Here is a 12,969-nt window from a genome sequence, read left to right as displayed (position 1 = left end):
GTAACACTATTATTTTTGAAAGTCAATTTATTTCTTTATTAAAGAAGTTCCATTCATTTCAACAGGCTTCTCTATTTTTAATATCTCTAACATAGTTGGTGCAATATCCGCTAATTTCCCATGGATTAATTCACCTTTAAAGTTGTTAGAAACATACACTAATGGTACATCATAAGTTGTATGAGCAGTAAACGCTTCATGAGTTAATGGATTTTCCATTTTCTCTGCATTTCCATGATCAGCTGTTATTAAAACAGTTCCATCTAACTCTAAAACTTTACTTACAATCTGTCCTACACCCTTGTCTACAGCTTGAACAGCTTTTACAGCAGCATCAAAGATACCTGTGTGTCCAACCATATCTGGGTTAGCAAAATTCATTATTATTACATCAAACTTATCTGAATTTAAAGCTTCTAAAACTTTAGAAGTTAATTCTGGCGCTGACATTTCAGGTTGTAAGTCATAAGTTGCAACTTTTGGAGAAGATACAAGTACTCTCTCTTCACCTTTAAACTCAGCTTCTTTTCCACCATTGAAGAAGAATGTAACATGAGCATACTTTTCTGTTTCAGCTGTTCTTAATTGAGTTAAGTTATTAGCTGAAAGAACTTCACCTAAAGTGTTATTGATATCTTTATCATCATATATGATTTCAGCTTTTATAGTTGAATCATAAGTTCTCATACAGTAATATACTGGCTCTAAGTACTCTCTAGAGAATCCTTTAAAATCCTCATCTACAATAGCTCTAGTTATTTGTCTAGCTCTGTCTGGTCTAAAGTTAAAGTTAACTACTACATCACCTTTTTGAACTGCACCGTCTTTTATTAGTAACGTTGGAGCTATAAACTCATCTGTTATTTTTTGAGCATAAGATGCCTCTATTATTTCTAAAGCAGATTTATTTGTAACATCTAATTTTCCAGATATTGCATTGTATGCTTTTTCTGTTCTATCCCAGTTTGTATCTCTATCCATAGAGAAATATCTTCCAGAAAGTGTAGCAATTTCTCCTACTCCAATCTCTTCGATTTTAGCTACTAAAGTTTTCATAAACTGAAGACCTGAACTTGGAGCAGTATCTCTTCCATCCATAAAAGCATGAATATAAACTTTAGTTAATCCAGTCTTTTTAGCCATTTCTAATAAACCAAACAAATGATTTATATGTGAGTGAACTCCACCATCAGATAAAAGTCCCATGAAATGTATACTCTTATCATTTTCTTTAGCGTAATTAAAAGCTTTTACAACTTTAGCTTTATCGAAAAACTCACCATCTCTAATTTCTTTTGAGATTTCTACAAGTGGTTGATAAACAACTCTTCCTGCACCTAAATTTAAGTGACCTACTTCTGAGTTACCCATCTGTCCTTCTGGTAATCCTACTGCTTCTCCTGAAGCTTTTATTAATGTATGTGGGTAAGTATTAAATAATCTTTCAAAATTTTCTGGTTTTGCTGCTGCAATAGCATTCTTTTCATCTAGATGTGGATTGTATCCCCAGCCATCAAGAACCATCAGCATTAAAGGTTTTTTAGCCATTTCTAAGCCTCCTAATTTTTTAATTATCTTGCTCCTGCTTTTATAACTTCAATAAATACTGGTGCATCTAAAGAAGCTCCTCCAACAAGTCCACCATCTATATTTTCCATAGCTAATAATTCAGCTGCATTTTTAGCGTTCATTGATCCTCCGTATTGGATTGTAATTTCTGCTGCTGCTTCTGCACCAAACATTGAAACTAAAACATCTCTAATCTCTTTATGAGTCTCTTCTGCCATTTCTGGAGTAGCTGTTTTTCCTGTTCCTATCGCCCAAACTGGCTCATAAGCAACTACAACTTTAACTGCTTCTTCAGCTGTTAATCCTGCCATTCCTTCTTTTATTTGTTTTCCATTTACTTCAGCTGTTTTTCCTGATTCTCTCTCTTCTAATTTCTCTCCTATACAAAGAATTGGAATTAAATCATGAGCTAAAGCTACTTTTACTTTTGCATTGATGAAAGAGTTAGATTCATTGAAGTACTCTCTTCTTTCTGAATGTCCTAATATTACATATTTAACTCCTATCTCTTTTAACATAAGTGGAGAAATTTCACCAGTATACGCTCCTGAGTCGTTTGTATGCATGTTTTGTGCAGCAATCTCTACGATTGATCCTTCAACAGCTTTTACTGCTGATTCTAAAGCTGTGAACGGAGCTCCAATAACAACCTCTACTCCCTCTATTCCTTTTGTTAATTCTTTTAACTCAGTTAAAGTAGCTTTTGTTTCTGCTACTGTTTTATTCATTTTCCAGTTTCCTGCAATTATCGTTTTTCTCATAATTTTCTCCCTCGTAATTTTTATTAATTTTAAGTTTATAATAACACAATTTCTATGTTTTTAACACGGATGATACTGTCTATATTTTCATCCTATTTTGAGTACTTTTTTCTCTAATTGAGAAATTTCTTTCTTCGCTCTTCTTTTAAAGCTTCTTTCAAGTAATCTTTAGAGTTTACAACTAAATCTTCAACTAAAGGAATCATAGCTCCATCTAATATTTCTATTACCTCTCCAAACTCTTCTTTTTTAAATGCATCAAACACCTCATCGGCATATTTTTTAAATTCATCGGCATACTCTATATAATCAGAATATATTAGTCCTATAGCTGTAGCTTCTTTCAACGATAAAACTATTCCTAGTACCCACTCTATATAACTAACCATCTCTATTATTTTTCCTATATCTTCTGGTTCTTCTGCTAATTCATCAAAATTTTCGAAGAATCTATTTGTATAACTTTCTAATAAATATAGTGACTCTATTAAAATCTCTCTATGAGAACGAGTTGTTAACTCTAATACCTTTATTTTTTTATTTAAAGGTAGAGATCTGCCATCAACTTTTTCTCCATCTAACTTTAATTCAATTATAACTTCACCATGTTTAACAATATTTGCTTCTAATTTCTCTAAAACGTTCAATAATTTTGTTGTCCTCATTCCTAAATCTACTCTTTGCCCATTTATAAAAATATCCATTTTCCACATCCTCAACTTAATCATTTAAAGTATTGCCCAACTACAGCAACTGTAAAAAATACAACTTTTTCTACACTATGCTTTTCTTTTAACTCTCTTTCAAGTTCTTTTAAAGTTGAACCTGTAGTTATAATGTCATCAACTATTAAAATTTTTTTATTACAATAATTCTGCTTTATATGAAATGCTTTTTCAACATTTTCCATTCTTTTAATCTTATCTTTTATTTTATACATCTGTTTTGTATTTTTAATTCTTTCAATACTATCAAAAGAAATATTCGACGATTTTAAAAGTTCATCAACTTGATTATAACCTCTTTCTAATAACCTATTTTTACTTATTGGAATTGATATTATTACATCTATCTCTTCTATTTTGATTATATCTTCTATCGCTTTTTTTATATACTTTTTCAAGTCTTCTGATATTGATTTTCTATTTTTAAATTTAAAATCAAAGATTATTTTTTTCACATCTATATAGTAATATAAATAGTATAGATTTTTTCTTTTCTTTAATATACTCATTTTTTCTAATTTTAAATTACATTTAAAACAAATGTACTCATCAGTTTTCAAACTACAGTTACAGAGCGAACAAGTATTATCAAAAAATAGTTTTCTAAGGAGTTGCTTTAGCATATTTTTTCATCTTTTTATTTTTAGAAAACTCTTTATCGATTATCTTTGCTGAATAAAACTCTGTATATCCACACTCAATACAAATTTTTATATAATAAGTTCCAATATCTATTTTTAGGCCTGGACTTTTCTCTGGTATAACTGTTGTTTTTACTATATATTTATCGCTTCCACATTTCAGACATCTATATTCCAAGTTCATCACCCCAAAAAATATTTTTGAGCCACTCTACTTTTTCACCTAAAAAAACTACTGCATCAAATCGAACTTTTTCATTTTCCAGTCTATTTTTTCTTATAAACTCTTTTGCTGTTATATAAATTTTAGACATCTTTTTTTTATCAATAGCATCTTGAGGCATTCCAAACAAATTGTTTTTCCTGTATTTTACCTCAAAAAAACAAGGGTGGTTTTATCGTATCCAATAATGTCGATTTCACCAAAAGACCCTTCATAGTTCATACTCAAAATTTTAATTCCAAAACTTTGTAAATAATCTCTACCTTTTTCTTCGTACTCTTTTCCCTTGTTTCTTCTATTCATAACTTACTCTCCTAAAATCTTCTTTAAGAAGCTTTTTCTATGAACTCCAGCTATTGCTCCTTTTTTTAATATAGCTTCTCTATGAATAATTGTTCCATATCCTTTATGTTTTTGAAATAAATATTCTGGATAATTTTCAGATATTGCAATCATTATCTTATCTCTTGTAACTTTTGCTATTATCGAAGCTGCTGCTATAGATAGACTTTTAGAATCTCCTTTTACAACAGGTATCTGTTCTTTATTAAACTCTCTTATCTTATGATTTCCATCAACTAAAACTCTATCATAACTAACAGTTTTATCTAACTCATCAACAGCTCTTCTCATCGCTAAAAATGTAGCATTTAAAATATTTAATTCTTCTATCTCTTCTACAGAAGCGATTCCAACTCCTATATCAAAATTTTCCATAACTACATGAAAAAGATCTTCTCTAGATTTTTCTGTTAATTTTTTAGAATCATTTATTTTATCTAGTTTCTCATCATATTTTTTTAGTTTTGCTGCTGCTGCAACAACTGGTCCTGCTAACGGACCTCTTCCAGCTTCATCTACACCTATAATATTACCATTTTCTATATCAAAAAGGTACATTATATTTTTTATTTCCATACCCAACTCCAACATTCATATTTTTTTTACTTATTAAAATCTTTTTTTCCTTTATTATTTAAAGAGTCTCGTAATTTTAGTAGGATCTAACTTTAATCTCTTTAAAACACTTTTAAAGTCATCTTTCAAATCTCCTAACACAACTATTTCCTCTTCTGTTCTAGGGTGATTAAATTTTAAATAATATGAATGTAACATTTGACGTTTTGCAAAATCAGATGAATTTCCATAAGTTGTATCTCCTAATATAGGGTGATTCAAACTTTTCATGTGCACTCTTATTTGATGAGTTCTTCCTGTTTCTATTCCAACATCAACTAATGAAAATCCATCAACCGCATCTATAACCTCATAGTTTGTAACAGCATTTTTACCGTTATCCAATACTACTGCCATTTTCTTTCTATCTCTAGGATCTCTTCCTATTAAAGTTTCTATTCTTCCTTTGTAATTTCTAAAGTTACCTTTACAAATACAAACATATCTTTTTTCAATAGTTTTATTTTTAAACATATCTGTTAACTTAACATGAGATACATCATTTTTAGCTATAATTATTAATCCAGTCGTATCTTTATCTAATCTGTGAACAATTCCTGGTCTTATAACACCATTTATTGAAGATAAATCTTTTATATGATAAAGAACTGCATTTACTAAAGTTCCAGTATAATAACCTTGTGCTGGATGAACTATTACTCCTGAATCTTTATTTATAATTAACAAATCTTTATCTTCATACACTATATCAATTGGTAAGTCTTCAGCTAAAACTTCCAACATCTCATCATGAGGTATTTTAACTATTATAAGTTCTTTTCCTTTTAATTTAGTTCCACTCTTAATCTTTTCTTTATTGACTATAGATACATTTTCATTATCTATTAACTTTTGAGTATAAGTCCTTGTTGCATCTTCAAAAAATTCGCTTAAATAGGTATCTAGCCTTTTACCTTTCTCTTTTTCATCAACTTTTATTTCTATTATTTCTTTATAATTTTCCATATTTCACTTCCTATCCAAATCTTCTTCTTTCTAATAAAAATTATATCATAAGTTATTTTCGATTACAAAATTATTACTAAAAAAAAAGAAATCCATTTTTCTATTTGTATATATATTTTAAGAATGGGTAAATTTTTTAAACCATTTTTAATTTACAAGGAGATTAAAAACGAGGAGGTTTATTTTATGAAAAAATTAGCACTTTTAGCATGTTCTTTATTTGCCTTTGCAGCTGTTGCACAGGCTAAAGAGGTAGTTGCTCCAGTTACTAGCTCTAAAGAGGTAGTTAATGAGCCTGTTATAATGGAAGAAGTTGTTGTTATGCCTGTAGCTAACCCTTGGGGATATGTAAATCTTAGAGGTGGATGGGATTTTTGGGCTGAATATGGAGATTTTTCTAAAAATGATTTTGAATTAGGATCATATAACTTATCTAACAAAACAAAAGATTTTGGTGGAGAAGTTGCTTTAGAAGTTTACAAATATTGGGATAAATTTGATTTAGGACTTGGAGTTGCTTATCAAGATCATATGGGTAGAGAAGCTACTACTGTAGAGTTTAATTCTTATGAAGGTGTAGAATACAAATCAGTTCCTATTTATCTTACTGGTAGATATAATGTTAACTACTGGGATTGGGCAGTTACACCATACTTAAAAGCTAATATTGGATACTCATTTAACTTTGATTCTGAAGACTACAAAGTAAACGGAGAAAATTATTCTACTAGTGTAGATGATGGTTTATATTGGGCAGCTGGTATAGGAATGGAATATGAGGCATTTAATGTTGATGTTCTTTATGGAGCAAATCATTCAAAATCTAAAGTCGATGGAGTAAATGAGAAATTTGACAACGATTATGAAAGAGTTACTCTTTCTGTTGGATATAAATTTGATATAAACTAAAAACAATAGATAAACAAAAGGAGATAACTTAGTTATCTCCTTTTGTTTACCTATTTATAAGTTACAACTTTAGCATCGTCTAAAACTCTAAATGTAAATGTTTCTGTTACAAAAAGTTCTACTTCTTTATTATTATGCCCTTGATATCCCAATGAGAAATCTTCTCCTAAAACCAACTCTATATTGTCATTATCATAAGGTACCAACAATCCACCAGTGATATTATTCGAAATAATTATTGGCATTCCCAAGATCTTTTCTAATCTTTTTGCTAAAGGGTTATTTAAGTTTACCATATTTAAATATATAAACTTTTCAAGCCCTACTACTAAAGCATACGGACCTTTACTAAATCCTGTATTTCTTAATTTCGAAACTCCATACATAAGATTTTTAATTGTTTCCTCTTCTGTTTTTCCAAAATCAACTGATTTACTTTCATCTTTTATTAAACCTGTTATTAAAGCTTCTTCTAAACCAAAGAATATAGCTGACTCTTCAAATTTAGCTGCTTTTTTTAATGCTTCATCTAAATTTGTATAATCGATATCTTTAGCTCCTCTATCAAAATTATCTAATTCCCATCTGTTTAAGTTAAATGTTATTCTATTTTCTACAAAAGGTTGAACTTTATAAACTCCATAAGCTAAGTCATCCTTTTTATGAATTGCTAATCTTCCAGTATTTATTCCACCACAATGTGTTCCAATTGGTCCAGAAACTTTAACAAATCTTCTTCCTGAAAGCTGAGTTGTTAAAACTTCTTTTGCTCTTTCCTCTATATTTTTCCAAACATTTTCACTTATTGGCGCTAACTCTTTTTTTAATAAATCCATAATTTTACCCCCTTATTTTTTTAATGACCCTATATTTAATGATTTCGAAATTTTTGCTGCTGGTGCTGATCCTTTCTCAACAGCCGTACCATTTCTCCCCATAACTTCAGCTTCTCTTCCAACTATTTTACCTTGTCTAAATATATAGTCTTCTAATTCATTTCCAAATTCAAAATCATTTCTTCTCATCCATTCAATAACCATAACAGCATGCTCCATCTCTTCATTTCTGTTATGTATTAAAATCTCTTTCAACTCTGGATCTTGAGCCATCTCAGCTCTTTGGTTATAATCATCAACAGCTTGTAACTCTTCTTTTAAACTTTGGATTGCAAAGTCTAAATCTGTTGCTTTTTTACTAATTCCTCCTAGCATAAAATACCTCCACCTAATTTAAAATACCTATACTTCATATATATGTTTTTTTTTCGTATTTCCTTTTTCTTAAAATTATTTTTTTTGAAATATCCACTTCATTTTTTGTTTTAAATATAGAAAATTTGGAATGTAGATTACTAAAACTTTTTTTGATATTATAAAAATATATTTTTAATTTTATAATATCAATAACAAGGGGGTCCAAATATGATTGAAAAAAAAGATATTATATTAGCACAAAGTGGAGATGAAGACTCTATTGAAAAGATTATCAAAGAATACGAAGGAGCAATCTACAAAAATAATCGTTCTTTCTTCTTAAAAGGTGGCGATAGTGATGATTTGATGCAAGAAGGTCTTATTGGTCTTATAAAAGCAATTAAATCCTATGATGATAGTAGAAACGCATGCTTTAGTACTTTTGCTAATCTTTGCATTAGAAGACAGATGATTACAGCTGTTAAAAACCACAACTCCGACAAATATAAAAACTTAAATCAAGCTATGCAAGGAGAAGGGTTTTCTACTCATGAAGAAAATATTTATTACTCTTACCCCTCTTTAGGTTTTTATTCTCCAGAGGATATTTTTTTAGGAAAAGAGCTTATTAAACTACTAACTGTTTTTTTAGATGAAAATCTAAGCAATTTAGAAAAAAAGGTTTTTACTTTTCTATGTAAAGAATACAACTATGTTGAAATAGCTGATTTTCTTAACGAATCTCCAAAAAAAATTGACAATACAATTCAAAGAGTAAAAAAGAAAATTTTATCTTATTTAAGTTCTTATTCAAAATAATAAAATAAATGAAAAGAGAGCCCTACTAAAGCAGACTCTCTTTTCATTTATTATATTTTGATTAATACTTTTTCATCAATCCTTTTACAACTTCTACAATTTCATCTTTAGATACTTCTAAAGTTTCGTTTGTTCTTCTTATTTTTAACTCTACAATTCCTTCTGCAGCTTTTTTACCAGCCACGACTTTAAATGGATATCCTATTAAATCTCCATCTTTAAATTTGAATCCAATTCTTTCATCTCTATCGTCTAAAGCTACATCTATATTTGCATCGACGAATCCTGCATAAATCTCTTCTGCTAGTGCTACTTGATCTTCAGCTTTCATATTTGCTGGAATTACTTCAACTACAAACGGAGCTATTGATGATGGCCATATAATTCCATTTTCATCGTTATTTTGTTCAATTGAAGAAGCTAAAGTTCTTGAAACTCCAATACCATAACATCCCATCTCCATAACTTTGCTTTTACCATTTACATCTAAGAATGTTGCATTTAAAGCTTTAGAGTATTTATCTCCTAACTTGAATATATGTCCACTTTCAATTCCTCTTGCACTTTGAAGCTCTCCTGCACATTTAGGACACTTCTCTCCTACAACTACAGTTCTTATATCTGCAACTATTGCAGCTTCATAATCTCTTCCATAGTTCACATTTATAAAGTGTGTATCTGTTTTATTTCCACCAGCTGTATGATTAGATATTCCTATCACACTTTCATCTGCTATTAATTTTATCTTTGTGCTATCAATACCTATCGGACCAATAAATCCTTTAATCAATCCAACAGCTTCTAATTCAGCATCATTTAGTAATGCTACATCTATTGTATCAATTATATTTTTCAATTTAACTTCGTTAACTTCAAAATCTCCTCTTATAAGAACCATATAAACTTCATCATTTACAGCATCTTTATACATCATCGCTTTTACTGTTTGAGCTGTCTGTATGTTTAAAAATTCTGCAATTTCAGATATTTTAGATACATTTGGAGTATCTATTAATTCTAAGTTTAGTGCTTCAGCTTTTGGTAAATTTTCGATTGTACTCTTTGCTGTTTCTACGTTTGCTGCATAGTTACAAGAAGTACAGTAGATGATTTCGTCTTCTCCTGATTCTGCAAGTACATGGAACTCTTGAGAACCATTTCCTCCAATAGCTCCAGAATCTGCTTCAACTGCTCTAAATTTCAATCCACATCTTTCAAATACTCTTGTATATGCAGCTTTCATATTTTCAAACTCTTCATCTAAAGATTCTTTCGAAGCATGGAATGAATAAGCATCCTTCATTAAAAACTCTCTTCCTCTCATAAGTCCAAATCTAGGTCTTCTTTCATCTCTAAATTTAGTTTGAATTTGATATAAGTTTAGAGGTAATGATTTGTATGATGATATATCATTTCTAACTATATCTGTTATTACTTCTTCATGTGTTGGTCCTAGTGCAAACTCTCTAGAGTGTCTATCTTTAATTCTCATCATTTCATCACCCATTACATCCCATCTTCCACTTTCTTTCCAAAGCTCTGCTGGTTGTAAAACTGGCATGAATATCTCTTGAGACCCAGCTCTATTCATCTCTTCTCTTACTATATTTTCAACTTTCTTTAATGCTTTTAAACCTAAAGGAAGGTATGTATACACTCCACTTGCTAATCTCTTAATCATTCCTGATCTAAGTAATAGTTTATGACTGATTACTTCTGCCTCTTTAGGAGTTTCCTTTAGAGTTTTTACATAATATCTACTTAATCTCATTCTTACCTCCGCTTTTTAATTAATTTTACCTCATATTTTATCATAATTTCTTTTATGAGGTCAAACTTTTGTTAAATTTTTCGTTTATATCTTTTGTTAAATTTTTATTTTTCACTTTTCCTTTATTCATTTTCAAATACTCTGTGCAAATATCTTTAACTAAACTTATTGTTTTGACATCATGAACTATATCTACAAATTTCAAATCACTCAAACCACTTTGTTTTACTCCAAATATTTCACCTGCTTTTCTTAGACGTAAATCCTCTTCAGCTATTTTAAAACCATCCTCTGTCTTTTCTAACACTTTCAGTCTCGCAGCTGAACTATCGTTTTGTGTAGAAGATAATAAAAAACAATATGATTGATGTTCTCCTCTTCCAACTCTACCTCTTAATTGGTGTAAAGTAGCTAAGCCAAATCTTTCAGAGTTATTTATTACCATGATACTTGAATTAGGTACATTTACTCCAACTTCAATTACCAAAGTTGACACCAAAATATCCAGTTTATGATTTTTAAAGTTTTTCATAACTTCATCTTTTTCTTTACTTTTCATTCTACCATGTAAAACTCCAACCCTATATCCTGAAAGATTTCTAGAAACCTCTTCTAAGAGTTCTTCGGTCGATTTTGCTGATAACTTTTCACTTTCATCTATTAAAGCAGCAACAAAATATGCTTGTCTTCCCTCTCCTAGTTTTTTATCTATAAAAGAGTACATTTTTCTTTCGTCTTCGTTTTCACTTATCCACTTTGTTTTAATTTTTTTTCTTCCAGGAGGCAGTTCATCTATAATCGCTACATCTAAATCGCCATATATACTAAGAGCTAAAGATCTTGGAATTGGAGTTGCACTCATAACTATCAAGTTAGCTAGAACTCCTTTCTCTCGTAACTTTTTTCTCTGTAAAACACCAAATCTATGTTGTTCATCTATTACTATTAAGCCCAATTTATTAAATTGAACATTATCCTCTATAATTGCATGAGTTCCTATAACAATTTTTGTTTTACCTAGTCTCAAACTTTCTAATAGTTCTTCTCTTTTTTTCCCTTTTACATTTCCTGTTAAAATCTCTACTTTTATTCCTAATTTTTCTAATGCTTCATAAATAGAAAGATAGTGTTGAGTTGCTAAAATCTCTGTTGGAGCCATAAGTACACCTTGATATCCATTTTCAACCATATAAAGCAACAGCAATACTGCTACAATTGTTTTCCCGCTTCCTACATCACCTTGAATAAGATAATTTATAACTTTTCCAGCATTTAACTCTTTATAAACTTCTGTTATTACTTTTTTTTGAGCAATTGTTAATTTAAATTCTAAATTTGAAAGATACTGTGAAACAAGATTTTTCTTTCCTTCTATTTTATATATTTCTTGATTATTCAAATCAACTTCAAAACGTTTTTGTAAAATACCCATCTCTAATATAAGTAACTCTTCAATTGCAAATCGTCTTTTGGCTGATTCTAAGTTTTTAGAGTTCGTTGGAAAATGTATTTCTGCTAATGCTACATTTCTCGGCATCAAATCGTATTTCTCTATAATCTCTTTTGGAATATTTTCTTCAAATAGATTCGAATAATTGATTAATGCTTCTTTCAGTATTCTTCTTAAAGCATTTTGAGTTATTTCTTTTATAGAGCTATAAACTGGTAATATCTCACCTTTGTTTTCTTCACCTTTATATAACATAAACTCTGGATTCGTCATTTGAAAAGTATATCCTCTTTTTACGTTACCTACAAAGGTATATTCCTCTCCTAGTTTTAAACTATTTTTCAAATATGGGCGTTGAAACCATATAACTTCGAGAATACCAGTTCCATCATTTATATTAGCTTTTATCATTTTTAACCCTGTTCTAGTTGGTGGTGATGAGATATTCATTATATTTCCTTTTAATACAACATACTCATCTCCTCTTAAATCTACTATTTTTTTAAAATTTGTTCTATCATCATAAGCTCTTGGAAAATAGTAGATTAAATCATTCAAACTATTTATATTTATTTTTTTTAATTTTGTATATGTTACTTTTGAAACTCCTTTTATATTAAAAAATTCTACTTCTCTATAAATGTCTTTATAAATTGAAATCACCACCTTTTTCCTAATTATAACATACTATAATATAGTTTTGTACTTTTCTACAATATCTTTCATTTAAACTCTACAAACCTTTATAAAATAAAGGTTTGTGAAAAAAATATTTTTTAGTTTTTTAATATTTTCATTTGACTTTTTTTAAATTTTAATATATTATATTTGTATAAAATAAATTAGGCAAAACAGGAGAAATCCTGCGACGCAAAACTATAGGGTCTTTAAAATGACAGCCAGTTGCTCTTAACCATTTTGGTTATAGATGCGATTGGCTTTTTGTATTTTTCTAACTTTATCTAATAAATCAGGAGGTATTACA

Annotated in this window: 13 protein-coding genes, 1 pseudogene and 1 riboswitch; of the genes and pseudogenes, 2 read left to right on the top strand and 12 right to left on the bottom strand. The window is 29.4% G+C overall.

The window, feature by feature from the left end; all coding sequences use genetic code 11:
- Nucleotides 1-27: 27 nt before the first annotated feature.
- The 8 genes and pseudogenes from gpmI to ACRCZX_RS01970 form a co-directional block, all read right to left on the bottom strand.
- Nucleotides 28-1,548 (bottom strand): 2,3-bisphosphoglycerate-independent phosphoglycerate mutase, encoded by a 1,521-nt coding sequence (gene gpmI, locus ACRCZX_RS02005; RefSeq protein ID WP_438581273.1) that lies wholly within the window; start codon nucleotides 1,546-1,548, stop codon nucleotides 28-30.
- A gap of 23 nt (nucleotides 1,549-1,571) precedes the next feature.
- Nucleotides 1,572-2,330 (bottom strand): triose-phosphate isomerase, encoded by a 759-nt coding sequence (gene tpiA, locus ACRCZX_RS02000; RefSeq protein WP_438581272.1) that lies wholly within the window; start codon nucleotides 2,328-2,330, stop codon nucleotides 1,572-1,574.
- Between the two features lie 113 nt (nucleotides 2,331-2,443).
- Complete coding sequence (locus ACRCZX_RS01995; protein WP_438581271.1) at nucleotides 2,444-3,034, bottom strand: hypothetical protein; 591 nt, start codon at nucleotides 3,032-3,034, stop codon at nucleotides 2,444-2,446.
- A gap of 20 nt (nucleotides 3,035-3,054) precedes the next feature.
- Nucleotides 3,055-3,678, bottom strand: a complete 624-nt coding sequence (locus ACRCZX_RS01990) for a ComF family protein (protein WP_438581270.1) — start codon at nucleotides 3,676-3,678, stop codon at nucleotides 3,055-3,057.
- Complete coding sequence (locus tag ACRCZX_RS01985; RefSeq protein ID WP_438581269.1) at nucleotides 3,659-3,880, bottom strand: hypothetical protein; 222 nt, start codon at nucleotides 3,878-3,880, stop codon at nucleotides 3,659-3,661. The genes ACRCZX_RS01990 and ACRCZX_RS01985 overlap by 20 nt, the downstream gene beginning before the upstream one ends.
- Nucleotides 3,864-4,141 (bottom strand): annotated as a pseudogene (locus ACRCZX_RS01980) (YraN family protein). Before ACRCZX_RS01980 ends, ACRCZX_RS01985 begins: the two are co-directional and overlap by 17 nt.
- Nucleotides 4,142-4,225: 84 nt before the next feature.
- Entirely contained in the window at nucleotides 4,226-4,837 is a 612-nt protein-coding gene (locus ACRCZX_RS01975) for a ribonuclease HII (RefSeq protein ID WP_438581268.1), read from the bottom strand.
- Nucleotides 4,838-4,891: 54 nt separating this feature from the next.
- Nucleotides 4,892-5,842 (bottom strand): RluA family pseudouridine synthase, encoded by a 951-nt coding sequence (locus ACRCZX_RS01970; protein ID WP_438581267.1) that lies wholly within the window; start codon nucleotides 5,840-5,842, stop codon nucleotides 4,892-4,894.
- 186 nt (nucleotides 5,843-6,028) lie between these two features.
- Here ACRCZX_RS01970 and ACRCZX_RS01965 point away from each other — a divergent pair, with 186 nt between their 5' ends.
- Nucleotides 6,029-6,751, top strand: coding sequence for an outer membrane beta-barrel protein (locus tag ACRCZX_RS01965; RefSeq protein WP_438581266.1), 723 nt, complete (start codon nucleotides 6,029-6,031; stop codon nucleotides 6,749-6,751).
- A gap of 50 nt (nucleotides 6,752-6,801) precedes the next feature.
- Here ACRCZX_RS01965 and ACRCZX_RS01960 read toward each other — a convergent pair whose 3' ends face one another.
- Together ACRCZX_RS01960 and ACRCZX_RS01955 are read right to left on the bottom strand one after the other, a co-directional pair.
- A complete protein-coding gene (locus ACRCZX_RS01960; protein WP_438581265.1) occupies nucleotides 6,802-7,587 on the bottom strand; it encodes a family 1 encapsulin nanocompartment shell protein in 786 nt (261 codons plus the stop codon).
- A gap of 12 nt (nucleotides 7,588-7,599) precedes the next feature.
- Nucleotides 7,600-7,962 (bottom strand): ferritin family protein, encoded by a 363-nt coding sequence (locus ACRCZX_RS01955; protein ID WP_438581264.1) that lies wholly within the window; start codon nucleotides 7,960-7,962, stop codon nucleotides 7,600-7,602.
- Nucleotides 7,963-8,172: 210 nt separating this feature from the next.
- Between ACRCZX_RS01955 and ACRCZX_RS01950 the strand changes: the two genes are divergently transcribed.
- Nucleotides 8,173-8,763: a sigma-70 family RNA polymerase sigma factor gene (locus ACRCZX_RS01950; protein ID WP_438581263.1), complete on the top strand. Its 591-nt coding sequence runs from the start codon at nucleotides 8,173-8,175 to the stop codon at nucleotides 8,761-8,763.
- Between the two features lie 61 nt (nucleotides 8,764-8,824).
- Here the strand turns inward: ACRCZX_RS01950 and ACRCZX_RS01945 are convergent, their stop codons facing one another.
- Nucleotides 8,825-10,534 (bottom strand): proline--tRNA ligase, encoded by a 1,710-nt coding sequence (locus tag ACRCZX_RS01945; RefSeq protein WP_438581262.1) that lies wholly within the window; start codon nucleotides 10,532-10,534, stop codon nucleotides 8,825-8,827.
- Between the two features lie 52 nt (nucleotides 10,535-10,586).
- Nucleotides 10,587-12,647, bottom strand: coding sequence for an ATP-dependent DNA helicase RecG (recG, locus tag ACRCZX_RS01940; RefSeq protein WP_438581261.1), 2,061 nt, complete (start codon nucleotides 12,645-12,647; stop codon nucleotides 10,587-10,589).
- Between the two features lie 172 nt (nucleotides 12,648-12,819).
- A riboswitch (cyclic di-GMP riboswitch) is annotated at nucleotides 12,820-12,895 on the top strand.
- Nucleotides 12,896-12,969 lie beyond the last annotated feature (74 nt).

The organism is Cetobacterium sp. (genome assembly GCF_051658645.1).
In the GTDB taxonomy this organism is placed as follows: domain Bacteria; phylum Fusobacteriota; class Fusobacteriia; order Fusobacteriales; family Fusobacteriaceae; genus Cetobacterium_A.
Note: the sequence above shows the minus strand (reverse complement) of the source record. Positions and strands in the feature narration are given on the sequence as shown.

What these genes read in the sequence shown, in the direction of transcription:
- gpmI (WP_438581273.1), bottom strand. Translation starts at nt 1,548, where the DNA reads ATGGCTAAAAAACCTTTAATGCTGATGGTTCTTGATGGCTGGGGATAC.
- tpiA (WP_438581272.1), bottom strand. Translation starts at nt 2,330, where the DNA reads ATGAGAAAAACGATAATTGCAGGAAACTGGAAAATGAATAAAACAGTA.
- ACRCZX_RS01995 (WP_438581271.1), bottom strand. Translation starts at nt 3,034, where the DNA reads ATGGATATTTTTATAAATGGGCAAAGAGTAGATTTAGGAATGAGGACA.
- ACRCZX_RS01990 (WP_438581270.1), bottom strand. Translation starts at nt 3,678, where the DNA reads ATGCTAAAGCAACTCCTTAGAAAACTATTTTTTGATAATACTTGTTCG.
- ACRCZX_RS01985 (WP_438581269.1), bottom strand. Translation starts at nt 3,880, where the DNA reads ATGAACTTGGAATATAGATGTCTGAAATGTGGAAGCGATAAATATATA.
- ACRCZX_RS01975 (WP_438581268.1), bottom strand. Translation starts at nt 4,837, where the DNA reads ATGGAAATAAAAAATATAATGTACCTTTTTGATATAGAAAATGGTAAT.
- ACRCZX_RS01970 (WP_438581267.1), bottom strand. Translation starts at nt 5,842, where the DNA reads ATGGAAAATTATAAAGAAATAATAGAAATAAAAGTTGATGAAAAAGAG.
- ACRCZX_RS01965 (WP_438581266.1), top strand. Translation starts at nt 6,029, where the DNA reads ATGAAAAAATTAGCACTTTTAGCATGTTCTTTATTTGCCTTTGCAGCT.
- ACRCZX_RS01960 (WP_438581265.1), bottom strand. Translation starts at nt 7,587, where the DNA reads ATGGATTTATTAAAAAAAGAGTTAGCGCCAATAAGTGAAAATGTTTGG.
- ACRCZX_RS01955 (WP_438581264.1), bottom strand. Translation starts at nt 7,962, where the DNA reads ATGCTAGGAGGAATTAGTAAAAAAGCAACAGATTTAGACTTTGCAATC.
- ACRCZX_RS01950 (WP_438581263.1), top strand. Translation starts at nt 8,173, where the DNA reads ATGATTGAAAAAAAAGATATTATATTAGCACAAAGTGGAGATGAAGAC.
- ACRCZX_RS01945 (WP_438581262.1), bottom strand. Translation starts at nt 10,534, where the DNA reads ATGAGATTAAGTAGATATTATGTAAAAACTCTAAAGGAAACTCCTAAA.